Origin of the sequence: Azoarcus sp. PA01 (genome assembly GCA_001274695.2) — a bacterium.
GTDB lineage: Bacteria > Pseudomonadota > Gammaproteobacteria > Burkholderiales > Rhodocyclaceae > Aromatoleum.
The window spans coordinates 1386360-1413286 of the sequence record LARU01000002.1; the positions used below are offsets into that span (position 1 = coordinate 1386360).

26 protein-coding genes are annotated in these 26927 nt (G+C 68.2%); 17 read left to right on the top strand and 9 right to left on the bottom strand.

Annotation, left to right across the window (positions count from 1 at the left end; translation table 11 throughout):
* Positions 1–87: 87 nt before the first annotated feature.
* The 3 genes from ptsN to ilvA all read left to right on the top strand — a co-directional run bounded on the left by ptsN (position 88) and on the right by ilvA (position 3076).
* The gene (gene ptsN, locus PA01_07380; protein KON81447.1) at positions 88–573 is read left to right on the top strand and encodes a PTS IIA-like nitrogen regulatory protein PtsN; all 486 of its coding nucleotides are present in this window, start codon (positions 88–90) and stop codon (positions 571–573) included.
* The gene (hprK, locus tag PA01_07385) at positions 542–1483 is read left to right on the top strand and encodes an HPr(Ser) kinase/phosphatase (GenBank protein KON81448.1); all 942 of its coding nucleotides are present in this window, start codon (positions 542–544) and stop codon (positions 1481–1483) included. Before ptsN ends, hprK begins: the two co-directional genes overlap by 32 nt.
* Positions 1484–1555: 72 nt before the next feature.
* Positions 1556–3076 (top strand): threonine ammonia-lyase, biosynthetic, encoded by a 1521-nt coding sequence (gene ilvA / locus PA01_07390; protein ID KON81449.1) that lies wholly within the window; start codon positions 1556–1558, stop codon positions 3074–3076.
* A 9-nt stretch (positions 3077–3085) separates the two neighbouring features.
* Here the strand turns inward: ilvA and PA01_07395 are convergent, their stop codons facing one another.
* Positions 3086–3691: a 5-formyltetrahydrofolate cyclo-ligase gene (locus tag PA01_07395; GenBank protein ID KON81450.1), complete on the bottom strand. Its 606-nt coding sequence runs from the start codon at positions 3689–3691 to the stop codon at positions 3086–3088.
* Positions 3692–3731: 40 nt separating this feature from the next.
* On the opposite strand from PA01_07395, the gene PA01_07400 reads away from it, so the two are divergent.
* Genes PA01_07400 through PA01_07415 form a run of 4 tightly spaced genes read left to right on the top strand, consistent with a single transcriptional unit; the run spans position 3732 to position 8583 of the window.
* A complete protein-coding gene (locus PA01_07400) occupies positions 3732–5666 on the top strand; it encodes a lytic transglycosylase domain-containing protein (protein KON81451.1) in 1935 nt (644 codons plus the stop codon).
* A 33-nt stretch (positions 5667–5699) separates the two neighbouring features.
* The gene (locus PA01_07405; protein KON81452.1) at positions 5700–6665 is read left to right on the top strand and encodes a complex I NDUFA9 subunit family protein; all 966 of its coding nucleotides are present in this window, start codon (positions 5700–5702) and stop codon (positions 6663–6665) included.
* Positions 6666–6703: 38 nt separating this feature from the next.
* Positions 6704–7360 (top strand): glutathione S-transferase family protein, encoded by a 657-nt coding sequence (locus PA01_07410; protein KON81453.1) that lies wholly within the window; start codon positions 6704–6706, stop codon positions 7358–7360.
* Entirely contained in the window at positions 7360–8583 is a 1224-nt protein-coding gene (locus PA01_07415) for a multifunctional CCA addition/repair protein (GenBank protein ID KON81454.1), read from the top strand. The genes PA01_07410 and PA01_07415 overlap by 1 nt, the downstream gene beginning before the upstream one ends.
* Before the next feature lie 31 nt (positions 8584–8614).
* On the opposite strand, the gene PA01_07420 is transcribed toward PA01_07415, so the two are convergent.
* Positions 8615–8812, bottom strand: coding sequence for a DUF2905 domain-containing protein (locus PA01_07420; GenBank protein KON81455.1), 198 nt, complete (start codon positions 8810–8812; stop codon positions 8615–8617).
* A gap of 89 nt (positions 8813–8901) precedes the next feature.
* On the opposite strand from PA01_07420, the gene PA01_07425 reads away from it, so the two are divergent.
* The 3 genes from PA01_07425 to PA01_07435 all read left to right on the top strand — a co-directional run bounded on the left by PA01_07425 (position 8902) and on the right by PA01_07435 (position 10740).
* Entirely contained in the window at positions 8902–9522 is a 621-nt protein-coding gene (locus PA01_07425) for a glutathione S-transferase family protein (protein KON81456.1), read from the top strand.
* The gene (locus PA01_07430; protein KON81457.1) at positions 9519–10328 is read left to right on the top strand and encodes an alpha/beta hydrolase; all 810 of its coding nucleotides are present in this window, start codon (positions 9519–9521) and stop codon (positions 10326–10328) included. The genes PA01_07425 and PA01_07430 overlap by 4 nt, the downstream gene beginning before the upstream one ends.
* A gap of 199 nt (positions 10329–10527) precedes the next feature.
* Positions 10528–10740, top strand: coding sequence for a hypothetical protein (locus PA01_07435; GenBank protein KON81458.1), 213 nt, complete (start codon positions 10528–10530; stop codon positions 10738–10740).
* A gap of 122 nt (positions 10741–10862) precedes the next feature.
* Here PA01_07435 and PA01_07440 read toward each other — a convergent pair whose 3' ends face one another.
* On the bottom strand, positions 10863–12023 hold the full coding sequence (locus PA01_07440; protein ID KON81459.1) for an SAM-dependent methyltransferase: 1161 nt from the start codon (positions 12021–12023) through the stop codon (positions 10863–10865).
* An 86-nt stretch (positions 12024–12109) separates the two neighbouring features.
* On the opposite strand from PA01_07440, the gene PA01_07445 reads away from it, so the two are divergent.
* The 7 genes from PA01_07445 (at position 12110) to PA01_07475 (ending at position 21541) form a co-directional block, all read left to right on the top strand.
* Entirely contained in the window at positions 12110–12856 is a 747-nt protein-coding gene (locus PA01_07445) for a pteridine reductase (GenBank protein KON81460.1), read from the top strand.
* A 69-nt stretch (positions 12857–12925) separates the two neighbouring features.
* Positions 12926–13909, top strand: a complete 984-nt coding sequence (gene ttcA / locus PA01_07450; protein ID KON81461.1) for a tRNA 2-thiocytidine(32) synthetase TtcA — start codon at positions 12926–12928, stop codon at positions 13907–13909.
* 119 nt (positions 13910–14028) lie between these two features.
* On the top strand, positions 14029–14895 hold the full coding sequence (locus PA01_07455; GenBank protein KON81462.1) for an FHA domain-containing protein: 867 nt from the start codon (positions 14029–14031) through the stop codon (positions 14893–14895).
* A gap of 22 nt (positions 14896–14917) precedes the next feature.
* Complete coding sequence (locus tag PA01_07460) at positions 14918–15337, top strand: DedA family protein (protein KON81463.1); 420 nt, start codon at positions 14918–14920, stop codon at positions 15335–15337.
* Between the two features lie 198 nt (positions 15338–15535).
* Positions 15536–19435, top strand: coding sequence for an FAD/FMN-binding oxidoreductase (locus PA01_07465; GenBank protein ID KON81464.1), 3900 nt, complete (start codon positions 15536–15538; stop codon positions 19433–19435).
* Between the two features lie 131 nt (positions 19436–19566).
* Entirely contained in the window at positions 19567–20145 is a 579-nt protein-coding gene (locus tag PA01_07470) for a hypothetical protein (GenBank protein ID KON81465.1), read from the top strand.
* A gap of 556 nt (positions 20146–20701) precedes the next feature.
* Complete coding sequence (locus PA01_07475; GenBank protein KON81466.1) at positions 20702–21541, top strand: hypothetical protein; 840 nt, start codon at positions 20702–20704, stop codon at positions 21539–21541.
* A gap of 52 nt (positions 21542–21593) precedes the next feature.
* On the opposite strand, the gene PA01_07480 is transcribed toward PA01_07475, so the two are convergent.
* The 6 genes from PA01_07480 to pyrE form a co-directional block, all read right to left on the bottom strand.
* On the bottom strand, positions 21594–22010 hold the full coding sequence (locus PA01_07480; GenBank protein ID KON81467.1) for a hypothetical protein: 417 nt from the start codon (positions 22008–22010) through the stop codon (positions 21594–21596).
* 9 nt (positions 22011–22019) lie between these two features.
* Positions 22020–22370: a hypothetical protein gene (locus PA01_07485; GenBank protein KON81468.1), complete on the bottom strand. Its 351-nt coding sequence runs from the start codon at positions 22368–22370 to the stop codon at positions 22020–22022.
* 326 nt (positions 22371–22696) lie between these two features.
* Complete coding sequence (locus tag PA01_07490; GenBank protein ID KON81469.1) at positions 22697–23479, bottom strand: NAD-dependent deacylase; 783 nt, start codon at positions 23477–23479, stop codon at positions 22697–22699.
* Positions 23472–25556 carry a molybdopterin oxidoreductase family protein gene (locus PA01_07495; protein ID KON82371.2) on the bottom strand — a complete coding sequence of 695 codons (2085 nt, stop codon included), beginning with the start codon at positions 25554–25556 and terminating at the stop codon, positions 23472–23474. Before PA01_07495 ends, PA01_07490 begins: the two co-directional genes overlap by 8 nt.
* 92 nt (positions 25557–25648) lie before the next feature.
* Positions 25649–26284, bottom strand: a complete 636-nt coding sequence (locus PA01_07500) for a hypothetical protein (protein KON81470.1) — start codon at positions 26282–26284, stop codon at positions 25649–25651.
* Positions 26262–26909, bottom strand: a complete 648-nt coding sequence (gene pyrE, locus PA01_07505; protein KON81471.1) for an orotate phosphoribosyltransferase — start codon at positions 26907–26909, stop codon at positions 26262–26264. Before pyrE ends, PA01_07500 begins: the two co-directional genes overlap by 23 nt.
* Between the last annotated feature and the right edge of the window lie 18 nt (positions 26910–26927).

Consider the following 26927-nt stretch of genomic DNA (forward strand, 5'->3'; position numbering starts at 1 on the left):
GTGGGCATCCGTCCCACGCATGCGACACACCTCACGACTTTTCCCGCGCGCGGCGCCTCTTCGGGCGTCGCGCGCGTCATGAGCAGCATGAGCCTCATTGCCGAACTCCTGCCACCTTCAAACGTGGTCATCGACCTCGACGCGAGCAGCAAGAAGCGCGTCTTTGAACAGGCTGGCCTGCTGTTCGAGAACAACCACGGCATCGCCCGCAGCGTGGTATTCGACAGCCTGTTTTCACGCGAACGCCTCGGTTCGACCGGGCTCGGCCAGGGGATTGCGATTCCGCACGGCCGCATCAAGGGCCTGAAGGACGCGGCGGGCGCGTTTCTGCGCCTCGCGACGCCGGTGCAGTTCGACGCGCCGGACGGGCGGCCGGTCAACATGCTGTTCGTGCTGCTGGTGCCGGAGCAGGCGAACGAGCGCCACCTGCAGCTGCTCTCCGAACTCGCGCAGATGTTCAGCGACCGCGACTTCCGCGAGCGCCTGCTCGCCGCGCCCGATGCCGCGACGATCCACTCCCTGTTCGCCTCGTGGGGACCCCATGCGACAGACGAACGTCGCGCTGCTGTATGAAGCGCAGCGCGAAAGGCTGGCGCTGACGCACGTCAGCGGACAGCTCGACCGCACGATTTCGGTCACTGAAGATCGCATCTGGCCGGCAGACCTGATCGGCCACCTGAACCTGATCCACCCGGCCCGGCTGCAGATCCTCGGCGCCGCGGAGCTGTCGTGGGCGCAGCGTCAGTCCCGCGAGAAAATCGGCCATCATCTCACCGAGATCATCAACGCCCGCCCGCCGGCGATCATCGTCGCCGACAAGTGTCAGATCCCGCCGATCCTGCGCACGATCTGCGAGAACGCCGACATCGCGCTGTTCACCACGCCTCATCCGGCCGCGAGCGTCATCGACCAGCTGCGCTTGTACCTGTCGCGCGAGCTCGCCGAGAAAATCTCGCTGCACGGCGTGTTCATGGACGTGCTCGGACTGGGCGTGTTCATCACCGGCAACTCCGGCGCCGGGAAGTCCGAACTCGCGCTGGAGCTGATCTCGCGCGGCCATGGCTTGGTCGCGGACGACATCGTCGAATTCTCGCGCATCGCGCCGACCGTGCTCGAAGGCCGCTGCCCCGAAATGCTCAAGGATTTCATCGAGGTGCGCGGCCTCGGCATCCTCAACATCCGCACCATCTTCGGCGAGACCGCATGCCGCCGCAAGATGCGCCTGCGCCTCGTGGTCCATCTCGAGCGGCGCCTGCCCGGCCAGACCGATCCTTCGCGGCTGCCGATGCACCGCGAAACCCAGGAGGTGCTGGGCGTGCCGGTCCTCCGCGCGATCCTGCCGGTCGCAGCGGGCCGCAACATCGCGGTGCTGCTCGAAGCCGCCGTGCGTTCGACGATCCTGCAGCTGCGCGGCATCGACTCGACGCAGGAGTTCATCGACCGGCAGCAACGCATGCTCGAAGGCGAGCCGGGCCCGGACTGATCCCCCGCTTGCCGCCGTGCCGCACCGGCTGCTACGCTCGTTCCCTTTGCTCCTCCCGCTCAGCGACCGCCGATGACTGCCGCAATCCCGGACTATCTGGAAAAAACCCTCAACGCCCGCGTCTATGACGTCGCGGAGGAAACCCGGCTCGATCTCGCCCCGAACCTGTCCGCACGCATCCACAACCGCATGTACCTCAAGCGCGAGGACATGCAGCCGGTGTTCAGCTTCAAGCTGCGCGGCGCCTACAACAAGATGGCGCACCTGCCGCCGCAGGCGCTCAAGCGCGGCGTGATCTGCGCTTCGGCGGGCAATCACGCACAGGGCGTCGCGCTGTCGGCGCAGAAGCTCGGCGTGCGCGCAGTGATCGTGATGCCCACTTCGACGCCGCAGATCAAGGTCGACGCGGTCAGGTCGCGCGGCGGCGAAGTGGTGCTCGCCGGCGATTCGTACTCGGACGCCTACGCCCACTCGCTGGAACTGGAAAAAGCGGAGCAGCTCACTTTCGTCCATCCCTATGACGACCCGGACGTCATCGCCGGGCAGGGCACGATCGGCATGGAGATCCTGCGGGCGCACCCCGATCCGATCCACGCGATCTTCTGCGCCGTCGGCGGCGGCGGACTGATCGCCGGCGTCGCGGCCTACGTGAAGCGGCTGCGCCCCGACATCCGGGTCGTCGGCGTCGAGACGGTCGATGCCGACGCGATGACGCGCTCGCTCGCGGCGGGCGAACGGGTCGTGCTCGAGCAGGTCGGCCTGTTCGCCGACGGCACTGCAGTCAAGCAGGTCGGCGAAGAGACGTTCCGGCTGTGCCGGGAATACGTGGACGAAATGGTCCTCGTCGACAACGACGCGATCTGCGCTGCGCTGAAAGACGTCTTCGAGGACACGCGCTCGATCCTCGAGCCTTCCGGGGCGCTCGCGATCGCCGGCGCGAAGGAATACGCGAAGCGCCACAACCTGCACGGCAAAGCGCTCGTGGCAGTCGCGTCCGGCGCGAACATGAACTTCGACCGGCTGCGTTTCGTCGCCGAACGCGCCGAAGTCGGCGAGCAACGGGAAGCGGTTTTCGCCGTGACGATTCCCGAACGCCCCGGCTCGTTCCGCAAATTCTGCAGCCTCGTCGGCGACCGCCACATCACCGAGTTCAACTATCGCTACGCCGACCCGGAACAGGCGCACATCTTCGTCGGCGTGTCGGTGCACAACCGCGGCGAAGCTTCCCGTCTCATCGAGATGCTCGACCGCCACGAGCTGCCGGCAGTCGATCTCACCGACGACGAAATGGCGAAGAGCCACATCCGCTACATGGTCGGCGGCCGCGCGCCGCACGTCGACAACGAGCTCGTGTACCGCTTCGAATTTCCCGAGCGGCCCGGCGCGCTGATGAATTTCCTCACCAACCTGCACTCGGACTGGAACATCAGCCTGTTCCACTACCGCAACCACGGCTCGGATTTCGGCCGCGTGCTGGTCGGCATGCAAGTGCCTCCCGGCGACAAGGCAGCTTTCGGCGCGTTCCTCGACCGGCTCGGGTACGAATACGCCGACGAGTCGGGAAACCCCGCGTACCGCATGTTCCTCGGCTGAAACCTCGCTTCAGGCAGCGTGCGGCCGGGCCGGGAAAGCTCCCGCTTCGGTCACGATCCACTGCATCGGGCGGTCGTGGCGCTGCGGATACACCGTTTCGGCGCGCCCCAGCTCGAAACCGACGCCGACCGCGACCGTGTCGATCAGCGCCAGCGTGCGATCGAAATAGCCGCCGCCGTAGCCGAGCCGGTAGCCGGCGGCGTCGAACGCGTTGCACGGCACCAGCACCGCATCCGGCACGAGCGCCGCGCCGTCGGGCGGATGCGGGATACCGTGGCGATCGAAGACCATTTCCATGCCCGGCGTCCACCGGCGGAACACCAGCGGCGTCGCCTTTGCGAGCACGACCGGCAGCACTGCGATGCGCGACGGCCCGCCGGCGAGCCAGCGGCACATCCATGCACGCAGGTCGGGCTCGGCGCGATACGGCCAGCAGAACGCCAATACGTGCGGCGCAAGTTGCGCGACCAGCCCGTCCAGATGCGCTTCGAGCTGCTCCGTGAGCGCCGCACGCCGCTCGTCCGGCAGCGCGACGCGCTCGGCACGCGCGCGCTCGCGCAGCGCCCGCCGGATGCGGTGCGCGTCGTCGTCGGCAGGGGAAACGGGCGTCGTCACTGTGCTAAGGTGAATCGAATCAAAAACAGGATGGTAAGGGATGATCAAGGGATTGTGGGCAGGCGTGGCGCTGGCGTTGGCGGGTCTGAGCGCGGGGGTGCACGGCGACCCGGGGGATGAACGGATCCTGGCGGCGCGCGAGGCGCTGCGCACCGGCGACCGCGGCGCACTCGAGCAGCTCGACGCGGAACGCACGTCGCATCCGCTCGACCCGTACGTCAAGTACTGGCTGCTGTCGAACAAGCTCGCGCGCCCCGACCCGGCGCCGATCGTCGAGTTGACCGAATTCCTGGTGCAGGATCCCGACAGCCTCCTTGCCGAGCGCCTGCGCGCCGACTGGTTGCGCCGGACGGTGCGCGACGAGGACTGGTCGGGATTCCTGCGCCTGTACGTCGACCTGCGCGAACCGGACGCCGAGCTGCGCTGCCATTACCGCACCGCCCGGCTCAACCTCGGCGACACCGCAGTGCTGGCCGAGACCCGCGCCCAGTGGATGGAATTGACCGGCAGCCACGTCGCCTGCGAGCCGGTGCTGCGCGCGCTCGCGACCGGCGGTGGGGTCGGCATCGACGAGCTGTGGTGGCGATTCCGCCGCCAGGTCGAGACCCGCAGCTTCACCGCCGCGCGCAGCACGCTCGCGTGGCTCGCGGCCGGCGAAATGCCGAAACTCGCCAGCTTCGACCACGCGGTGAAGTCTCCCGCCGCGTACCTCGACCGCCTGCCCGCGAACTTCGCCGCGACGCGGCCGGGTCGCGAACTCGCCTTGACGGCGCTGGTCAGCCTCGCGCGCGAGGACGATCCGCGTGCCGCGCAGGTCCGCTTCGAGCGCATCAGCGACCGGCTCGACCACGACGAACGGGCCTACGCGCATGCAATCCTCGGCCACTACGGCGCGCTCGCACGCCTGCCGCAGGCCTCGGAGTGGTACCGCGCGGCCGGCGACGTGGCGATGAGCAGCGAACAGCGCGCGTGGCGGGTGCGCGCGGCGCTCAGGGTCGAGGAATGGCGCATGGTCGAATCCTCGATCGCGGCGCTGCCGGCGGCCGAGCAGGCCCGCCCGGAGTGGATCTACTGGCTGGGGCGCGCACGCGCTGCACTCGGCCGTGCCGACGAAGCCGCCGCACTCTACCGGCGCATCGCCGGCGAGCCGCATTTTTACGGTCTGCTCGCGGCCGAAGAAGGCGGCGAGCTTTTTTCCGCACCCGCCGGCAACGGCGTGGTGACGACGGGCGACACCGCGCGGGCCGCGGCCGATCCCGGCCTGCAGCGCGCCCTCGCGCTGTACCGGCTCGACCTGCGCACCGAAGCGGCGCGCGAATGGAACTGGGCGCTGCGCGGCCAGGATGAAGGCTTCCTCGTCGCGGCCGCACGCCTCGCGCTCAGCCACGAGATCTTCGACCGCGCGATCAACACTGCCGAACGCACCGACGCGCGCGCGAACTTCGACCTGCGCTATATCACCCCGTATCGCCCGCTGATCGAGCCGCAGGTGCGCGAGCGCGGGCTCGACATCGGCTGGGTATACGGGCTGATGCGCCAGGAAAGCCGCTTCATCGCGCCGGCGCGCTCGAGTTCCGGCGCCCAGGGGCTGATGCAGGTGATGCCGGCAACCGGCAAATGGGTCGCCGGCAAGATCGGCCTGCCGGGCTACCACGCGGGCATGCTCACCGATCCCAACACCAACGTCCTGCTGGGCACGAGCTACATGCGGCTGATTCTCGACGGACTCGACAATCATCCGGTGCTCGCATCCGCCGGCTACAATGCAGGGCCGAGCCGGGCCCGACGCTGGCGCGACCAGCGCGCGCTCGAAGGCGCGATCTATGCCGAAACGATTCCTTTCGACGAGACACGCGACTATGTCAAGAAGGTGATGTCCAATGCGGTCATCTATGCGGCGATGCTCGAAGGCCGACCCCAGTCGCTGAAGCAGCGGCTCGGCACGATCGCTCCCCGCCCCGCCGAAGACCAGTGATCCTCGCATCGTTGCCTGCACGGGAGCCTCAACATGAAAATCGAACGCGTCGTGCTCATCGGCGGCTCCGGCTTCGTCGGCAGCGCCGTTGCCAACCGGCTTGCCGGAGCCGCTGTCGAAGTCGTCGTTCCGACTCGCCGCGCGAGCCGCGCGCGTGATCTGCTGCTGCTGCCGACCGTCGAAGTCGTCGAAGCGGACGTGCATGATCCGGCGACGCTCGCCCACCTCGTCAGCGGCGTCGATGCGGTCATCAACCTCGTCGGGATCCTGCATTCCCGGTCGGGCTCCCCGTATGGCCGGGACTTCGCGCGCGCCCATGTCGAGTTGCCGCAAAAGATCGTCGCCGCGTGCCGCGCCGCGCGCGTTCCCCATCTCGTGCATGTGAGCGCGCTCGGCGCGTCGCCCGACGGTCCGTCCGAATACCTGCGCTCGAAAGCCGCCGGCGAAGCGGCAGTACGCGCCGGCGGCGATGCCCCGGCGTGGACCGTGCTGCGCCCGGCGGTGATGTTCGGCCGCGGCGACCACTTCACGAACCTCTTCGCCAAGCTGGCAAGGCAGTTTCCGGTTTTGCCGCTGGGCGGCGCGCGCACGCGCTTCCAGCCGGTGTACGTCGAAGACGTCGCGGCGGTGATCTGCCGCTGCCTGCGCGAGCCGGCCGCCGCCGGCGAGCTGTTCGAACTCGCCGGGCCGCGCGTCTATACGCTGCGCGAGCTGGTCGAATACATCAGCGATCTGGCCGGCGCACCCCGCCCGATCCTCCCGCTGCCGAACGGGCTCGCGATGATGCAGGCGGCCCTGATGGAATGGCTGCCGAATCCGATCATGAGCCGCGACAACCTGCGCTCGATGCGCGTCGACAACGTCGCGAGCGGCGCGCCGCTGCCGTTCGGCATGGCCCCGACGCCGCTGGAGGCCGTCGCGCCGTCATATATCGGCGACAGGTCGCAGCGCGCCCGCTACTATTCGATGCGTAGCCACTCCGGCCGACCCCACGGCTGACCGGCCGGACGATTCCCCACCCGACGGAGACTTCGTGCATGAAACTGATCATCGGCAACAAGAACTACTCGTCCTGGTCGTTGCGTGGGTGGCTCGCGGCCAAGGCCAGCGGCCAGCAGTTCGAGGAGATCCGCATCGCGCTGTTCATCCCCGGCAGCCGCGAACGCATCCTGTCGCACTCGCCGTCCGGGAAAGTGCCGTGCCTGATCGACCACGGGCTGGCGATCTGGGACTCGCTCGCGATCTGCGAATACCTCGCCGAAAAAGCGCCGGGACTGTGGCCGGCCGACGCCGCGGCGCGCGCCATCGCCCGCGCGGTCAGCGCCGAGATGCATTCGGGCTTCACCGACCTGCGCCAGCACATGACGATGAACATCCGCAAGGACTACGCCGGCCAGGGGCACAACGCGGCGGTCGATGCGAACATCGCGCGCATCGAGGCGATCTGGAACGACTGCCGCGAGCGTTTCGGCACGCGCGCGAACCCCGCCGGGCCGTATCTGTTCGGCGCGTTCTCAATAGCCGATGCGATGTACGCGCCGGTCTGCTTCCGTTTCAGGACTTACGGCGTGCGACCCGCCGCAGCGGCAGGCGAGTATCTCGACGCGATGCTCGCGCACCCGCTGATGCGGGAATGGGCAGCCGCAGCGAATGCCGAAAGCGAATCGATTCCGTCCGAAGACCTTTACGGCTGATGCGTGTTTATGTCGTCGGCGGCGCGGTGCGCGACCGCCTGCTCGGCCTGCCGGTGCAGGATCATGACTGGGTGGTCGTCGGCGCGACTCCCGACGAGATGCTCGCGCGCGGCTTTCGCGCCGTCGGCAAGGATTTCCCGGTGTTCCTCCATCCTCGCACCGGCGAGGAATACGCCCTCGCCCGTACCGAACGCAAGAGCGGCCGCGGCTATACCGGTTTCACCGTGCACGCGTCGCCGGACGTCACGCTCGAAGAGGACTTGCGCCGCCGCGACCTGACGATCAACGCGATCGCGCAGGACGAGGACGGCACGCTGATCGACCCGTACGGCGGGCGCCGCGACCTCGAAAACCGCGTGTTCCGCCATGTCAGCGACGCGTTCGCCGAAGATCCAGTGCGCGTTCTGCGCGTCGCACGCTTTGCCGCGCGCTTCGACGGGTTTTCGGTCGCGCCCGAGACGCTCGCGCTGATGCGCACGATGGTCGACGAGGGCGAAGTCGACCACCTGGTCGCGGAGCGCGTGTGGCAGGAGCTCGCGCGCGGCCTGATGGAACGCCGCCCGTCGCGGATGTTCGCCGTGCTGCGCGAATGCGGCGCGCTCGCGCGCATCCTGCCCGAAGTCGATCGCCTGTTCGGCGTGCCGCAGCCGCCGCAGCACCACCCCGAAATCGACACCGGCATTCACGTGATGGCGGTCGTCGACCACGCTGCGGCCACTGCGCAGCCGCTCGCCGTCCGCTGGGCGTGCCTGCTGCACGATCTGGGCAAAGCCGACACGCCGGTGCACGTATTGCCGCACCATTACGGCCACGAGGCGAAGAGCGCCGATCGCGCGCGGGTCGTGTCGGAGCGCCTGAAGGCGCCGGTTGAGTGCCGCGACCTCGCGGTGCTGCTGGCGCGCGAGCACGGCATCCTGCATCAGGCATGTGCATTGCGTCCGGTGACGGTCGTGAAGCTGCTCGAACGCACCGATGCGCTGCGTCGCCCGGAACGTTTCGGCCTGTTGCTCGACGCCGCAGCGTGCGATTTCCACGGCCGCCCAGGGCTGGCCGAGCGCCCTTATACGCAGGCCGCGCTGTGGCAGGACGCGCTCGCCGCGGTCCGGTCGGTCGACGCCGGGGCGATCGCGCGCAGCTGCCCCGACAAGGCAAGCATCCCGCAACGCGTGCACGAGGCGCGGGTGGCGGCCGTCAAGGCGCGGCGTGCGGAAGAGGAAGACTGACTCCGCGGGCCGCCCGTTTGCATGGAGCGACTCACAATGCGCGCAGCAGCGCCCAGCCGAGAACACTCAGCAGTATCGTGCTGGTAAATGGCAGATGGATCGCACGGCCCCACAGGCGAAAATGAAAATCGCCTGGCAGATGGCCGAAGCGCAGGCGGCGCATGATGTCCGGCCGGAGCAGGCCGGTCAGGAGGACGATCAGCGCCACCACGACCAGCCACTTAAGCATTCCGATCTCCGCCCCAAATTCGCATTAGACCTTGCGAAGGGTGCGTCTCGCAACGCGGCGTTCGCGCCGCCATCGACGGAGCCTGTCCGATGATCACGCTTTACACCTGGACCACGCCCAACGGCCGCAAGATCTCGATCGCACTCGAGGAACTCGGGCTGCGCTACGCAACGCGCCCGATCGACATTTCGCGCGGCGAGCAATTCGCGACCGAGTTCCTCGCGCTGAACCCGAACCACCGCATCCCGGTGATCGTCGATGACGAAGGGCCGGACGGCGAGCCGATCACCATCATCGAATCCGGCGCGATCCTGCTGTATCTCGCCGAAAAGACCGGGCGCCTGCTGCCGGCCGCAGCGCGCGAGCGCTGCGAGGCGATCCAGTGGCTGATGTTCCAGATGGGCAACGTCGGCCCGATGCTCGGGCAGGCGCATCATTTCCTGCGTTACGCGCCGGAAGTGATCCCGTACGCGGTCGAACGCTACGCGAAGGAAGCCGCGCGCATCTACGGCGTCCTCAATACCCGTCTCGCCGGCCGCGACTGGCTCGCCGGCGCCGATTATTCGGTCGCCGACATCGCGACGTTCCCGTGGATTGCGAGTCACGACTGGCAAGGAATCGATCTCGACCGCTTCCCTGAAGTGCGGCGATGGTTCGATGCGATCGCGGCGCGGCCGGCCGTGCAGCGCGGCATGGCGGTGCCGCAATGAGTGGGGGGCCTTTCGGCGAACTCGAGGTGATTGCGCGCCCCGCAGGCAACGCGGTTTCACCGGTCCCGCTGCTGTTCATCCACGGCGCCTACACCGGCGCGTGGTGCTGGGACGAACATTTTTTGCCGTATTTCGCCGCTGCCGGCTTCGACTGCTACGCGCTGTCGCTGTCCGGCCATGGTGCAAGCCGCAGGCGCGGAAGACTCGATTCGTTCTCGATCGACGACTACGTGCGCGACGTCGGCGAAGTCGTCGCCGCGTTGCCGCGGACGCCGGCGCTGATCGGCCATTCGATGGGCGGGATGGTGATTCAGAAGTACCTCGAGGAGGCTGACGTCCCCGCCGTCGCGCTGCTGTGCTCGGTCCCGCCGCAAGGGCTGATGGGCTCGGCGCTGGGCCTGATGTTCAACAAGCCGCACCTCCTCGGCAACCTGAACCAGATGCTCGCCGGCAGCCAGCCCGACCCGGAAAGCCTGCGCGAAGCCCTGTTCCACCAGCCGGTCGATGACGGCGCGCTGATGCGCTACTACCATCTGTGCCAGCCCGAATCCCACCGCGCAGTGTGGGACATGACGCTTTTCAACCTGCCGCAACCGTCGCGCATGCACCGTCCGCCGATGCTGATCGTCGGCGCGGAACACGATCACCTCATCCCGCCGGCGCAGGTCGCGATGACCGCGGCGCTGTATGGCCTGGAGGCGAGGATCCTCCCTGGCCTGGGGCATGGAGTCATGCTCGAGCGCGACTGGGAAAGTGTCGCGCAAATGCTCCTTGAATGGCTCACGGTACAACTTGTCGAAGTTTAGTACTGGAAACTGTAATCATTCGGCGCCAAGATGAAAGCGCGGGGTCACTCCGGAACCCCGTCAGCCGTGCCCCCTCCGGAGCTCGAACCCGGAGCGGGCAGCTGCAGACACTCGCGGCGCCCCGGTGCCGCCGGCATTTCCCGGTCCGCGCGACCAACGCCGGGAAGCCGGAACAACGGGGTACGTCGCGGAGGCCATCATGGTGATCATCATGGAAATGCACGCAGGCAACGTGATCGGGAATCCCGATGAATACGGCGACGAAGTGCTCAACGCCAGCTGGCTGCCGCCGCAACCCGAACCCGCGCTCCCGTTGCAGCACGCCGGACGCGGCGAAGGGGCCGGGAATCGCCCGCCGCCGCCGCTCGACGTCGACGACTTCCTGCAGGCGGTTTACCGCTACCAGGAATAGAGACCGCGCAGGCCGCGTGACGCGCAAGCCGGAAAGCGCGACGTCGCCGGAACAGCGCTCGGGAGCGCGCCGACCCGCGCAGTGCACCCGACCGATGCGTTCGCAGCGAAGCGCGCTGCGGATTACAGCGCGTGCACCCGGTCGCCGCGCTGGAACCCGAGCAGCGGGTCGGGGATGCCTTTGCCGAGCGCAAGCACTTTGAAGAGCTCCCCCATTTCCTGTGGCGTCGTCAGTCGCTGCGCGGCGCGCGCTGCGCGGATGTAGTCCGCCGACGTCTCGGGCCCGCGCCGCGCGAGGCATTCGAGCAGCCCGCAGTTGAACAGGAACGCGGCCTGGTTGGTGTAGCCGAGCACGTCGAGCCCGGCGTCGAACGCCGCTTCGGCGACCGACGTGAAATCGACGAACGCGGTGATGTCGTTCAGCCCCGGCCACAGGAAAGGATCGGCGTGCGCATGGTGGCGGTAATAGCACAGCAGCGTGCCGTTCGAGCGCGACGGCAGATAATACTCGGCGCGCGGATAACCGTAATCGACGAGCAGCAGCGCGCCGCGCTCGAGGCGCTGCGCCCATTCGCCGACCCACGCGCGCGCAGCGAGGTTCAGCTCGGTGACGTATTCGCCGCTCTCGGGCAACGGCAGGTCGAGCGCGCGCGCCGCGTCGGCGACCGCTCCGCTCGCCGGCGAGTCCGCCCAGCGCAGCGTGCCCGACGGATCGACGGCGACGCCGCGCTCGAACAGCCCTTCGGGGCGCGACACGACAAGGTGCACCGGCATCACGTCGAGGACTTCGTTCGCGACCAGCGCGCCGGAAAAACGCTCCGGCAGCGCGTCGAGCCAGCGTACGCGACTCGCCAGACGCGGCGCTTTCTCGGCCAGCACGTCGAACTGGCGCTCGCGCAGTTCGCCCGACAGTTCGAGGATGCCGTAAGTCTCGGGCAGGCAGTCCCGCCGCTCGAGTTCGAGCAGCAGATCGGCAGCGAGCAGTCCGGTGCCCGCTCCCGCTTCGATCACGTGCGCGGCGGAGGCGTGCATCACCTGCTCGACCTGCGCCGCGAGCGCCTGGCCGAACAGCGGCGTCAGCTCCGGAGCCGTGATGAAGTCGCCACCCGGGCCGAATTTCCTCGCCCCGCCGCTGTAATACCCGAGCCCCGGCGAATACAGCGCCAGTTCCATGTAGCGCGAGAAGGGCATCCAGCCGCCGGCCGCGGCGATGGATTCGGTGATCGAGCGCACCAGGCGCGCGCTTTGTTCGATCGCGTCGGCGGAAGGTTGAGGCAGGGACATGGGCGGCGGCACTCGGGAAAACGCGTATTCTAGCGTCTGTCTCCAGCGGCCACGCGCGGGTGGCCAGAACCGAGGAATCCGGCACGATGAGCACCACAGCCTCGCCCGTCATCCTGGTTACCGGCGCCGCCCGGCGCGTCGGTGCCCAAATCGCGCGGACCTTGCACGCCAGCGGCGCACACGTCGTGCTGCATTACCGCAATTCGGCAGCCGAGGCCCGCGCCGTGGCTGCCGAGCTCGACCGGTTGCGCCCCGGCTCGGCGTCGCTCGCGCACGGTGACCTCAAGGACGACGGCGTTCCCGCGGCCTTGATCGACGGATTGCTCGCGACGCACGGCCGGCTCGACGCCGTCGTGAACAACGCGTCGAGCTTCTTCCCGACGCCGCTCGGCCATATCGACGCCGCGGCATGGACCGAGCTGATCGGTTCGAACCTGAAAGGCCCGCTGTTCCTCGCGCAGGCCGCGGCGCCGATGCTGCGGCGCCAGCGCGGTGCGATCGTCAACATCGTCGATATCCACGCCGAGCGGCCGCTGCGCAACTACCCGCTGTATTGTGCCGCGAAGGCCGGCCTGCTCGGTCTCACCCGGGCGCTGGCGCTGGAGCTCGCGCCCGACGTCAGAGTGAACGGCGTGTCGCCCGGCGCGATCGAGTGGCCGGACGACGGCCAGTTTCCGCCCGAGCAGCGCGACGAGATCGTCCGCCACACGCTGCTCGGACGGATCGGATCGGCTGCCGACATCGCCCGCACGGTCCGCTTCCTGCTGTTCGACGCGCCGTATGTCACCGGGCAGATCATCGCCGTCGACGGCGGGCGCAGCGCGCACCTCTGAGCGCAGCAGGACCGCGTGCGCAGGGCGCAAAGGTATAATTGCGTTCGTTTCCCCGCAGGACGTTCAACCGTGACTCCCCTTTCCGCTGTCGCCGCGGCGACTCCAGCCCTCGCCGCGGCGACTTCAGCCCTCGCCGAAGCGGCCGACACCCGCTTTTCGAACACTTTCCTGCGGCTGAAGAAAAAGCTCGAGCGCAGCGTCGGCAAGGCGATCGCCGACTTCAACATGATCGGCGACGGCGACACGGTGATGGTGTGCGTATCCGGCGGCAAGGATTCGTACACGCTGCTGTCGTGCCTGCTCGCGCTGCGCGAACGCGCGCCGGTCGACTTCCGCATCATCGCGATGAACCTCGACCAGAAGCAGCCCGGCTTCCCCGCCGAAGTGCTGCCGGCCTATTTCGAGTCGATCGGTGTCGAATACCGCATCGTCAGCGAGGACACCTACTCGATCGTCAAGGACAAGATCCCCGAGGGCAAGACGACCTGTTCGCTGTGCTCGCGGCTGCGGCGCGGCATCATCTACCGCGTTGCGCGCGAGCTCGGCGCGACGCGCATCGCGCTCGGCCATCACCGCGACGACATGCTCGAGACGCTGTTCCTGAACCTGTTCTTCGGCGGCAAGATCAAGGCGATGCCGCCGAAGCTCGTCAGCGACAACGGCGAACACGTCGTGATCAGGCCGCTTGCGTACTGCACCGAAGCCGACATCGCGCGCTTCGCGCGGACGATGGCGTTCCCGATCATTCCGTGCAACCTGTGCGGCTCGCAGGAAAACGCACAGCGGAAGCAGATCAAGACGATGCTGCAAGGCTGGGCGCGCGAGCATCCGGGGCGCATCGAATCGATCGCGACCGCGCTCGGCCAAGTCGTGCCGTCACATCTCGCCGACGCATCGCTGTTCGACTTTCGCAACCTGACGCGCGACACGGTCGTCGCCGAAGGCGACATCGCGTTCGACCACGTCGAGGTGCCGTCCGCGTCCGCCGCGCCGATGCACGCCGTCATGCCCACCGTAATGCAATTCGCCGATCGCCCGACGGACGGGGAGTAGGCGCCGATCCGCCCGGCACAGAACCTGACCCCCATCCCACGCGACCGATCCCACGCGACACGTCCCGCTCCGGCCCGCCCGGCGCGGGAACGCGGCCGCGGCCGTGACTGCCCCCGCACATGATCCAGCCGAAGAACGTCTGCGTCCTCGTTGCCGAAATACCCGGGAGACAGCGCTTTGCCGAGGCGCTCGGCGCGCATGAAGTCAGCCATGCGGTCGAGCGCTGCATGCACCGCATCGAGCGGGCCGTCGAGGCCAACGGCGGAACCCGGCTGCGCCGCGAATCGGCACGCGCGTGCACGACGTTCGAGCGCTGCGACGCGGCGATCCTCGCCGCCTGCGAAATGCTCGAGCGCGTCGAAAGCCTGCCGCCGCTGCGCGGCCTGCGGATGTTGATCCGCGTCGGCGTGCACTATGGCGCGGCCGCCCCGGGCCAGGCAGTCAGCGCCGACGAGGCGCTCGCGATGCGCCTCGCCGATACCGCGCGACCCGGCCACATCCTCGCCAGCAATGCGGTCGTGATGCAGCTGTCGCCCGGCGTGCGCCATCTCGCCTGCAACACGGCGCTGCAGGACCCGGCGCTCGACGGCCTGGGCTGGCCGGCGTTCGAGATCGTGCGGTATTCGGGCACGATCACGTCGATCCCGGCTGCGGAGCGCATCGCGCAACGGCTGAGAATCCACCACCAGCAGGACGTGCTGTTCGTCGAGGAGAACCGTCCGGTGGTGCTGCTGGGGCGCGAGATCGGCAACGACATCGTCATCATCGACCGGCGCACTTCGCGCCAGCACGCGCGCATCGAGCGCCGGCGTGAAGGGTTCGTCCTGATCGACCGCAGCACCAACGGCACGTACATCGCCGAAAACGGCGGCGCCGAGCGGTACATCAAGGCCGGCGAACTGCCGCTGATCGGCCCGGGCCGCATCGGCTGCGGCTTCTCGGCGAACGACATCGAGCGCGACCTGGCGTTTTTCGAGATCGTCTAGGCGGCCGCGCCCGCAACCGCCGATGAGCTTCCTTTCGCTGCTCGACCCCGGCCCCGAAGCGGGTCTCGCGGCGCTGTTCGCGTCGAGCTTTCTTGCCGCGACGCTGCTGCCCGGGGGGTCGGAACTCGTGCTCGCCGGCGTGCTCGCGCTGCGGCCCGAGCAGCTCGTCGCGGCGCTGACGCTCGCGACGCTCGGCAACACGCTCGGCGGCATGAGCACGTGGGCGCTCGCCCGGCTGCTGCCCGGAAAGGCGGACACGGGCCGGCTCGCGTGGGTGCGCGATCACGGCGCGCCGATCCTGCTGCTGGCGTGGGTGCCGGTGATCGGCGACGCGCTGTGTGCCGCAGCAGGCTGGCTGCGCCTCGCGTGGCTGCCATGCCTGCTGTGGATGGCGGCAGGCAAGCTGCTACGCTACGCGCTCGTCGCCTTCGCCGTGCTGTGAACCCGCCTCGTGCGCAACGCCGGCTTCGCGAAGGACTGCCGCCCGCAGTCTGCCGGGCGCCTCGAGCCGATGACGGCACGATACAAGCCGCTTGAAAATCAAGCCCCTACGCAGCGCAGGGACTTGACCGACGTTCGTATTGCACCGCGGTAAGTTACAATTTGCGGCTTCCCCGCCGTCCTGGTATCGGAATATCTGATGACTCAACGCCTGCGCGAGATTCCCTATAACTACACGTCGTTCTCCGACCGCGAGATCGTCATCCGCCTGCTCGGCGCCGACGCCTGGCATGCGCTCGATGCGCTGCGCGAGGAACGCGTGACCGGGCGCTCGGCGCGGATGCTCTACGAAGTGCTTGGCGACATCTGGGTCGTGCAGCGCAATCCCTACCTCCAGGACGACCTGCTCGAAAACCCGGAGCGGCGCCGCGCGCTGATCGAGGCGCTGCGCCACCGGCTGCGCGAAGTCGAGAAGCGCCGCGAGGAAAGCGCAGCACAGGATCCGGAACGCAGCGACAAGGTCGCGCGCCTCATCGAGTCGGCGCACGACGCCGTCGACCGCTTCGCGCAGTTCTTCAGCGACACCGAAGTGCTGCGCAAGAAAACGCTGAAGACGCTGACGCGCCACACCGCACGCGACAACATCTGCTTCGACGGCCATGCCCGCGTGTCGCACGTCACCGATGCGACCGACTGGCGCGTCGAATATCCCTTCGTCGTCCTCTACCCCGACACCGAAGAGGAAATGGCGCCGCTCGTGAAATGCTGCATCGAGCTCGGCCTGACGATCATCCCGCGCGGCGGCGGCACCGGCTACACCGGGGGGGCCGTGCCGCTCGATGCGCGCTCGGCCGTCATCAACACCGAAAAGCTGATCGCGATCGGCCCGGTCGAGGAACTCGCGCTGCCCGGCGCCGACGGCAGCGAAGGCCCGCGCTACGCGACGATCCGCACCGGTGCCGGCGTCGTCACCGAGCGCGTCGCCGAAGCGGCGGCCGCAGCGGGGCGCGTGTTCGCCGTCGACCCGACGTCGGCCAGCGCGTCGTGCATCGGCGGCAACGTCGCGATGAACGCAGGCGGCAAGAAAGCCGTGCTGTGGGGCACTGCGCTCGATAACCTGGCGTGGTGGAAAATGGTCACGCCGGACGGCGACTGGCTCGAAGTCGAGCGCCTCGACCACAACTTCGGCAAGATCCACGAGCAGGAGACGGTGCGCTTTCGCCTGCGCCGCTTCGACGCGAAGCGCTACGCGCCGCTCGGCGAGGAGATCCTGACGCTGCCCGGCGCATCCTGCCGCAAGACCGGCCTCGGCAAGGACGTCACCGACAAGTTTCTCGGCGGCGTGCCCGGCGTGCAGAAGGAAGGCACCGACGGCCTGATTGTCGCCGCGCGCTGGGTGCTGCACAAGATGCCGCCGGTCACGCGCACGGTGTGCCTCGAGTTCTTCGGCCAGGTGCGCGAAGCGGTGCCGGCGATCGTCGAGATCACCGACTGGTTCAAGCCCGGCAATGAAGGCGAGCGCCTCGGCGTGCAGCTCGCCGGCCTCGAGCACCTCGACGAGCGCTACGTGAATGCGGTCGGCTACACGACGAAAGCGAAGCGCCACGGCCGGCCGAAGATGGTGCTGATCGGCGACATCGTCGGCTTTGATGAAGCGGCGGTGATGACGGCCGCGTCGGAAGTCGTGCGCCTGTGCAACGTGCGCGGCGCCGAAGGCTTCATCGCAGTCAGCCCCGAGCAGCGCAAACGCTTCTGGCTCGACCGCTCGCGCACCGCAGCGATCTCGCGCCACACCAACGCGTTCAAGGTCAACGAGGACGTCGTGATCCCGCTCGCGCGCATGGGCGACTACTGCGACGGCATTGAGCGCATCAACATCGAGCTGTCGACGCGCAACAAGCTCGATCTGTGCGACGCGCTCGCCGAACTGCTCGCCGGCGAGCTGCCGCTCGACCAGGGCGACGCGAACCTGCCGAGCGACGAGCTGATCGGCGACCGCCGCCAGGCCGCGGTCGACTACATCGCGAGCGTGCGGCGCCGCTGGCAGTGGCTGCTCGACAACCTCGACCTGCCGCTCGCGCACGCCGAAGCGCAGTTCGACGAATTCGGCATCCACCCCGGCGAGCTGACGAACCGCGCCGCGCACCCGAAGCTCTTCCATCGCCTGCAGGACTACTCCGTGCGCACGTCGTGGAAGACGGAGTTGAAGCCGCGGCTCGAGAAGATCTTCGACGGTGCGGTGTTCCGCCCGGTCGTCGCGCGCATCATGGAAGTGCACAAGGAAGTGCTGCGCGGGCGCGTGTTCGTCGCGCTGCACATGCACGCGGGCGACGGCAACGTGCATACCAACATCCCGGTCAACTCCGACCACTACGCGATGCTGCAGACGGCGAACCGCGCCGTCGACCGCATCATGGCGCTCGCCCGCTCGTTGGACGGCGTGATCTCCGGCGAGCACGGCATCGGCATCACCAAGCTCGACTACCTGACCGACGCCGAAATGGCGAACTTCTGGGAATACAAGCGCCGCGTCGACCCGCAAGGCCACTTCAACCGCGGCAAGCTGATGCGCGGGATGGGCTCGATCACCGGCAATCTCGACAACGCCTACACGCCGAGCTTCAACCTGATGGGCCACGAGTCGCTGATCATGGAGCAGACCGAGATCGGCTACATCGCGCACGACATCAAGGACTGCCTGCGCTGCGGCAAGTGCAAGCCGGTGTGCTCGACGCACGTGCCGCGCGCGAACCTGCTGTACAGCCCGAGGAACAAGATCCTCAGCACGTCGCTGCTGATCGAGGCGATGCTGTACGAGGAGCAGACGCGGCGCGGCGTGTCGCTCGCGCACTGGGCCGAGTTCGAGGACGTCGCCGACCACTGCACCGTGTGCCACAAGTGCGAGAAACCCTGCCCGGTCGACATCGACTTCGGCGACGTGTCGATCAAGATGCGCAACCTCTTGAGGAAGCAGGGCAAGAAGAGCTTCAATCCGGGCAAGGCCGCGGCGATGGCGTTCCTGACCGCGAAGGATCCGGCGACGATCAAGCTGATCCGCACCGGCATGATCGAATGGGGCTACAAGGCGCAGCGGCTCGCGCACCGGGTCGGCAAGTCGCTCGGCCTCGTCCAGCAACAGGTCAAGCAGCCGCCGGCGACCCTCGGCAAGCCGCCGCTGCGCGCGCAGGTGATCCACTTCATCAACAAGCCGATGCCCGGCAAGCTGCCCAAGCGCACCAGCCGCGCGCTGCTCGACATCGAGGACGCCAACGTCATCCCGGTGATCCGCGACCCGCACCTGAAGCGCGACGACTCGGAAGCGGTGTTCTATTTCCCCGGCTGCGGCTCCGAGCGCCTGTTCAGCCAGGTCGGCCTCGCGACGCAGGCGATGCTGTACCAGGTCGGCGCGACCACCGTGCTCCCGCCCGGCTACCTGTGCTGCGGCTACCCGCAGACTTCGGCCGGCGAGGACGACAAGGGCCAGCAGATCACGACCGACAACCGCGTGCTGTTCCACCGCGTCGCCAACACGCTGAACTACCTCGACATCAAAACCGTCATCGTGTCCTGCGGCACGTGCATGGACCAGCTGCAGAAATACCAGTTCGAGCAGATCTTCCCCGGCTGCCGGCTGCTCGACATCCACGAGTACCTGATGGAAAAAGGCGTCGCGCTCGAAGGCGTCACCGGCACGAAATACATGTACCACGAGCCGTGCCACACGCCGATGAAAGTGCATTCCGGAATCAAGGTCGCGAATGCCCTGATGGGCACGCGCGTCGACGCGAACGACCGCTGCTGCGGCGAGTCGGGCACGCTCGCGGTCGCACGACCCGACATCTCGACGCAGGTGCGCTTCCGCAAGCAGCAAGAGATCGAGAAAGGCGCGGCGACGCTGCGCGATGGCGCGGACGCGGTGAAGATCCTGACGTCGTGCCCGTCGTGCCTGCAGGGCCTGTCGCGCTACGCCAACGACGGTGGCGGCGTCGAAGCCGACTACATCGTCGTCGAGATCGCGAAACACCTGCTCGGCGACAACTGGATGCCGGACTACGTGCAGCGCGCGAACAGCGGCGGCATCGAACGGGTGCTGCTGTAGCCGGCGTCGCATGCCGACGGCGTCGCGCGGGGCGGGAACGTAAGTTGCTGGGAAGCAGCACGGGGGTCAGGAGAAGGATGCCGCCGGCACATTCCCCTGCACCGTCTTCCCGCCAGCACCTGGAGAAAAAAATGAGAACACGCACGATTGACGCGATTGCGATCGCACTCGGCCTCGCATTCAGTACCGCCGGGATGACCCAGGACATGTCGAAAAGCGAATACGACGCCGCCAAGGACAGGATCGAGAAGGACTACAAGGCCGCCAAGGAGGCCTGCGACGACCTGTCAGGCAACAAGGAGGACATCTGCGTCGCCGAGGCCAAGGGCAAGGAGAAGGTCGACAAGGCCGAACTCGAGGCCGCCTACAAGCCGAGTCCGGAAAATCGCCACGACGCGTGGGTCGCGCGCGCGGAGGCCGACTACGAAGTCGCGAAGGAACGGTGCGACGACATGGCGGGCAACGCCAAGGATGTATGCATGAAGGAGGCGAAGGCCGCCGAGACTGCGGCAAAGGCCGACGCGAAAGCCCGCATGGAGTCGGGCGAGGCGAACGTCGAAGCCGGGGAAAAGTCATCGGAAGCGCGCAAGGACGCTGCCGAAGACAAGCGTGACGCCGAGTACAAAGTCGCCAGGGAAAAATGCGATGCGTTGGCCGGCGACGCCAAGGACGCCTGTCAGGAAAGGGCCAAGGCACAATTCGGCAAGTAACGCGCGCAGGCGCCGCACCGCCCCGTGTCACGTCCCCGGCCGTGACGCGGCGGTGCAGCGATGATTCGATTCTTCAGATCCCCCAGCGGCCCGTCGATTGCGGCGACGGGCGCCGCGCTGACCCTGCCGCGCTGACCCTGCCGTCGCGCCAGAGCGGCGCAGATTGCTCATGTTCCTTCAACACGGTGCGGCGGGCACCGCCTTCCTGTTGCGCTGGCGCCCCCTGGAATCGGGAGTAACGTTCCCCCTCGCTCCCGCGTGCCGACCATCACCCTGCTGGCCGCAGCGCTCGGACCGCCGCCCGGAGCTTCGCCGACGCAGCACCGCTGACCAACAATCCGGGAATGGGCGCTCGTATATTGCAATACGTATATTTTTCCTGACCTATATTTATTTTGGCAGCTGGCCCGACGGTCACGGCCGGGGCGCGAAACCGGGCAGAATGCGGAGGTCGAGCCGGGTCGCAGTCCGGCGCGCCGGAGCCGATAACGGCAGGAAAACTCTGGAGCTTGCAGGCGTTCGAGCGCCGTGCGGCCGCACAAGAAAGGAGACAAGCGTGAGCGGCGTCTACTTCGACACCCTGAAGTTCGTTCGCAGCCTCACCGCTGCGGGGCTCACCGAAGCGCAGGCGCGCGCCCAGGCCGAGGCGCTCGCCGACGCGCTGGGCCAGACCGGCGTCGGCGATCTGCGCACGCGCCTCGAGTCGCTCTCGCAGACCCTGTCCGAGGTAAGAACCGGCACCGAGCGGCTGCGGCTCGGCGCCGACGACTTCCGGGCGCAAGCCGGCGATTTCCGCGCCGACCTTCCACGTCTGCGGGCGCTCGTCGAGGCACTCAAGGACGACGCGGACGAAGTCAAAAGCGGCCTCGGCGCGGTCGCCGGGAAGCTGCGGACGGGGGAAGCGTCGCTCGACGAACTGGTCCGGCAGACGACGGCACTTGCCGACGGCGGCTCCCGCGTCGCCGCCGACCTCGGAAGCTTCAAAGGCGCTTTCTCCCTGCTTACCGGTGATCTGTCGCAATTGAAGGCGGATGTCGAGGCGATGAAGACGCGTATCGCCGGAATTGCGGAAGACTTCGCGGCCATCAGGCCGGAGATCCACCGCCTGCGCACCGATCTGGCCGCCCTCCAGCCGGACCTCACGCAGCTTAAAGCCGGCGCGACTGCCGCCAAGGCTGACGGCACCGCGATCAAGGCGGACCTCGGCGAGATAAAGTCGGACATGGTGGACGTCACGGCCGACCTGCGGGGACTGAAAGCCGATTCCCCCGACGCGAAGTCCGACCTGCAGCGGCTCAAAGCGATGGTCGGCGTCACGCTCGCGTGCGCGGTCGCGATTCTGGTCGCCGCGGCCGCCCTCGTCGCAAAAGCGTATCTGCCCGGGCTCGTGCCGTAGCGGCTGCAGAGTTGGAAAAACCGCCGGCCGATCGCTCCTGCGCGCGCCGCGTTCAGGCGAACCAGCGCAGAAAGGCCGCCGCCGACAGCGCGGTGGCGGCGAGGGCGAACAGCGCTCGCCATGCGCCCCGCCGACGGCGCTCCTGCCAGCCGTGGGCGAAGCGCAGATACGCGGCGGCGAGCACGAAGCCGCTCGTCGCGCAGACGATCTTCACGACGAGTGCCGCGACCGCGATGCCGTGCAGTTCCGGAAAGCGACCGTACCAGGCATAACTCACGGCGCCGAAGCCGGCACCGCTCGCCGCCTGCAGCGCCCAGGCGGCGAGCGCGAGCCACGCCAGGCTGCGCAGCGCAGGCGACCGCCCGTCTGCCCACCATGCCGCGGCCGCGCTGCCGGTGACGGCCACCGCCCCAAAGTTATGCACCAGCTGCACCAACGCATAGGCGAGGTTCTGCAGATCGACCGCCACTGCGGCGGCTCACTGCACGTCGACCTTGACGCACTTGTCGACACCGATCGGCGTGTGGTTCTTGTTCACCACCCTGATGCACAGCTCGTGCATGCCGCTGGCGAGCGGCTCCAGCTTGTGGCTGCCCTTCAGCTGACGCAGCACTGCCACCTCGTCGCCGTCGACATAGAGGTGGGTGTGGTCGCCGCGCGGCCCCGGCGTCACGTCAAAGGCGATCTCGACCGGCGTCGTCGCGGCGAGCTTGGCGCCGTCGGCCGGCGAACTGATCGTCACCGTCGCGTCCTGCGCGAAGGCGCCGGCAGCCAGGCCGAGGGTGGTAAAAAGAGTGGCGGAAAGGGCGTGGCGGATCAGGGTTTTCATGTCTTCCTCCTCGTGAGTATCGAAAGCCCCCGCTTTCCAATGTAGCAGTCGCGCCGGCCCTGGCCAGGCGCATCCCATTACACCCCCCGTGAAGCGCGTCAAGACAAGGCAAACTTTCGGCCGCATTGATGCGGATGCGATGGTGGAAGTCGAGCGTTGCCTGGCCATGTCCCAAGGATCGCCAAACGAAGCGGCCGCTTTTGTAGCGAGCGACGAGCGGAAAAGCGCAGCGCCTGTTTCCGGCACGAATGGCGGGCCTTCGGCTCGTCCGCCCTACGGCGCTGCGCCGAGCCTGTCGTCGGTTGGGTCGAGGAAGCAGGTGGCAATCAGTCCTCGAGCGGCCGCTCCGGATGCAGCCGGCGCCACAGTTCCGGCAGCGCCTCGGCGGCGCGCAGGCGCAGGCGGTGCGTGACGATCTCGCTGACGCCGGTTTCGCCGGGGTTGATCTCGACGCTCGGCACGCCGAGCTGATCGGCCCACCAGACCGGCCCCGAGATGTACGGGAAGACGCTCGTCGTGCCGATCGACACGACGAGGTCGACACCGTCGTCGAGCAGCGCCGCGAGACGCTTCAGGCCGGTTTCCGGCAGCATTTCGCCGAACAGCACGACATCCGGGCGCAGCACGCCGCCACACGCGGGGCAGCCGGGCGGAATCCGCAGCCCGGCATAGTCGGGCACCGCGCGCGCGTGCGTGCATTCGGTGCAGCGCAGGCGATGCACGCTGCCGTGGATCTCGATGAGGTTGCGCGATCCGGCCGCGCGGTGCAGGCCGTCGACGTTCTGCGTCAGCACCCACACGCCGGGGTGCTCGTGTTCCAGCGCGGCGATGATGCGGTGCGCGATGTTCGGTTCGGCGCCGCGGCAGTTCGCTTCGATCTCGGCGATGTATTTCCACGCGACTTCAGGGCGCGCCTCCATCATCTCGCCCGACAGCGCCTCTTCGATCGTCAGCCCGTCGTCGGTCAGGCGCTCGTGGTAGAGCCCGCCGATGCCGCGGTAGGTCGGCAGGCCGGAATCGGCCGAAATGCCGGCGCCGGTGATGAACAGGATGCGGGGCGCATCGGCGACGAGCCGCGCGACGGCATCCAGAACGTGGGTCTCAGTCATCGTGCGTCTCCTTCGCGACCTCGACGAGACAGTCGTAGAACGTCGGCCCGCCGCCCATGTCGGTCAGCGCTTTTGAGGTCACCGCGTTCACGTTTTCGCCATCGCCGGACAGCTTGCGCCACCACACCGACGGTGCGACGACGAGGCCGGGTCGCACGCGATCGGTCGGCACCGCGCGCGCGTGGAACGCGCCGCGGTCGTTGAAGATGCGCAGCCGGTCGCCTTCGACGATGCCGCGCGCCGCCGCATCGTCAGGGTGGATCTCGAGCGACGGACCGCGTTCCTCGCCGATGAAGCGTGGCAGGTTCGCGAAGCTGGTGTTGAGGAAATTGCGCGCCGGCGGCGAAATCAGCGCCAGCGGATAGCGCGCCGCGAGCGTCGGGTTGCTGACCGGCGACTCGTGCGGCGGCACCCATGCCGGCAGCGGATCGTGCCCTTGCCGGGCGAGGCTGGCGGAGAAAAATTCGCATTTGCCCGACGGCGTGAGGAAATCGCCTTTCGCGAACGGCGCGAACGGCCGCGGCAGGTTCAGGTGCGCCCAGCCCTGCGCCCCAAGGCCGCGCTCGAGCCCATACACCCGGTTGTCGCGGCGCTTGAACGCCGCCGCGGCGATCTCGTCGTCGGACTCGCACAACGCCGGGTCGGTGAAGCCGAGCCGCGCGGCGAGCAGGCGGAACACTTCGCTGTTCGGCTTCGCCTCGCCGAGCGGCCCGATCGCCGGCTGGTTGTCGACGACGTACAGGTGGCCGTAGGACTTGTGCAGGTCGCGGTGCTCGAGCTGGCTCGTCGCCGGCAGCAGGATGTCGGCGTAGTCGGCGGTGTCGGTCTGGAAAAGTTCGTGCACGACGCAGAACAGGTCCTCGCGCGCGAACCCTTCGCGCACGCTGCGATTGTCCGGCGCGACCGCGAGCGGATTCGAGTTGTAGACGTAGATCGCGCGGATCGGCGGGTCGTCCGCGGTGAGCAGCGCGTCGCCGATCGTCGCCATGTTGATCGTGCGCGGCGGACGGCCCGGCTCGTGCGGGTATAGGTCCGGCCGCTCGAGCGCGTGCTGGTCGACCGGGAAATTGCCGGACGTCGACAGCGCCGCCCCGCCGGCGGCATGGCGCCACGCGCCGGTCAGCGCCGGCAGGCACGCGACGTTGCGCACCGCCATGCCGCCGCCGCCACAGCGGTTGAGCCCGTAATTGAGGCGGATCGCGGCGGGCTTGACGCTGCCGTACTCGCGCGCGAGGCTGCGGATCGCCTCTGCCGATAGGCCGGTCAGCGGCGCCGCCCACTCCGGCGTGCAGGGCTTGACGCGTTCGGCGAGCGCGTCGAAGCCGAGCGTATGCGCCGCGATGTAGTCGCGGTCGATCAGCCCGTCGTCGATCAGCACCTGCATCATCGCCAGCGCGAGCGCACCGTCGGTGCCGGGCCACGGCGCGAGATGCTGATCGCATTTTTCCGCGGTCTGCGTGCGCCGCGGGTCGATGCACACGAGCTTCGCACCGCGCCGCTTCGCCTCCTGCAGGTAACGCCAGCCGTGCAGGTTCGACACCACCGGGTTCGCGCCCCAGATCAGGATCAGCTTCGCGTCGACGAGCGCTTCGGGGTCGGTGCCGACCATTGCTCCGATCGTCGCCGTCCAGCCGGCGACGCCCGCTGACGAGCAGATCGTGCGGTCGAGCAGCGACGCGCCGAGGCGATGGAAGAAGCGGAAATCCATGCTGCCGCCCTGCACGAAGCCGAGCGTGCCACCATAGCTGTACGGCACGATGCCGCGCGCATCGTCGGCGGCGATCGCGCCGAACTTCGCCGCGATCGTGTCGAGCGCCTCGTCCCAGCCGATGCGCTCGAAGCGGCCTTCGCCTTTGCGCCCGACGCGCTTCATCGGGTGCAGCAGGCGCTGGTCCGAATACACCCGCTCGAGATAGCGGGCGACTTTCGGGCACAGCGCGCCGTTCGTGAACGGCAGCGCTGCGGCGCCGCGGATCTTCACCGCCCGTCCGCCGGCGACCGTCACTTCCATCGCGCAGGTATCGGGGCAATCGTGCGGGCAGGCCGCGCGGACCACCTTTTCAACGAGCTGGCTCATGAGTTTTCCTCAACACCGTCACGTGACATCGCGCGCGCCGCAAGGCCGGCGCGCAGCGAACACAACGTCGTGCGATGCGCCGCGGAGAACGTTCAGCGGCGCCCTTCTCCGGCCGCGATCAGCTCGGCATAGCGACGCCGGTCGGCAGCGAAACGCGCCTGCACGGCTTCGGTTTCGCGGATTTTCGCATCGATGATGCTTTTTTGCGCTGCGAGTTCGCCGTTGACGCTCTGCTGTGCGACCGCGATGGTGCGCGGCAGCTCGGTGCCGCGGTAAGGCGCGGCCTCTTCGGCAAGCCGCCTGCGCTCGGCCAGCAGCTCGGTTTCGCGGGCGCGCGCCGCTTCGATCTCGCGGCGAATGTCCGCGATCTCGCGGTCCTGGCGGTTGTCGATGTCCTCGAGGCTCGTGTAGGTCTCGAGCAACGCCTGGTCGAGCCGCCGCTGCTTGAGCAGGCGCGCCTCTTCGTCCTTGCGCCGCTGCCTCTCGGCATCGCGGTGCGCGATCTCGCGACTCGTCAGCGGCGCCGCGACGTGACGGCGCACCGTACCCTGCGGGCTGATTTCACGATAGGCGCGACCGTAGCAGACGGTAGGCAGCACATCACCGCACACCGGCCTGCCGTTCGCGTCCTCGCAGCAGTAGATCGTGCGCTCGCTCTGCGCAGCGACTGCGGTCGGCAGCGCCAAAAGCACTGCGCACAGCAACTCAGCGCGGCGAACCAATGCCATACATGTCGCGATAGGCCTGCACCGCGTCCAGATTCGCGGCGAGCTCCGGGCTGTCGCCGAGGTAGTCGATGAGGTCGTCGAGCGTCGCCACGGCGATCACCGGAATCTCGAAGCTCGCGCGCACTTCCTCGACCGCCGACTCGGCGCCCTTGCCGCGCTCCACGCGGTCGAGCGCGATCACGACACCGGCCGGGACGGCCCCGCCGGCGCGGATCAGTTCGACCGACTCGCGCACCGAGGTGCCGGCGGAGATCACGTCGTCGAGGATCAGCACGCGGCCTTCGAGCGGCGCGCCGACCAGCGTGCCGCCTTCGCCGTGGTCCTTCGCTTCCTTGCGGTTGAACGCGAAAGGCAGATTGACGCCCTGTTCGGCGAGCCGGATCGCGACGCCGGCGACGAGCGGAATGCCTTTGTACGCCGGCCCGAACAGCATGTCGCACGGCACGCCGGCAGCCTGGATCGCGCGCGCGTAGAAGCCGCACAGCGCGCGGAACGACGCCCCGTCGTCGAACAGGCCGGCGTTGAAGAAATACGGCGAATTGCGCCCGGCCTTGGTCACGAACGAACCGAAGCGCAGCACCCCTTTGGCACAGGCCAATGCAATGAAATCCCGGCTAAAATCCACGTCTTGCTTCCACTTTGA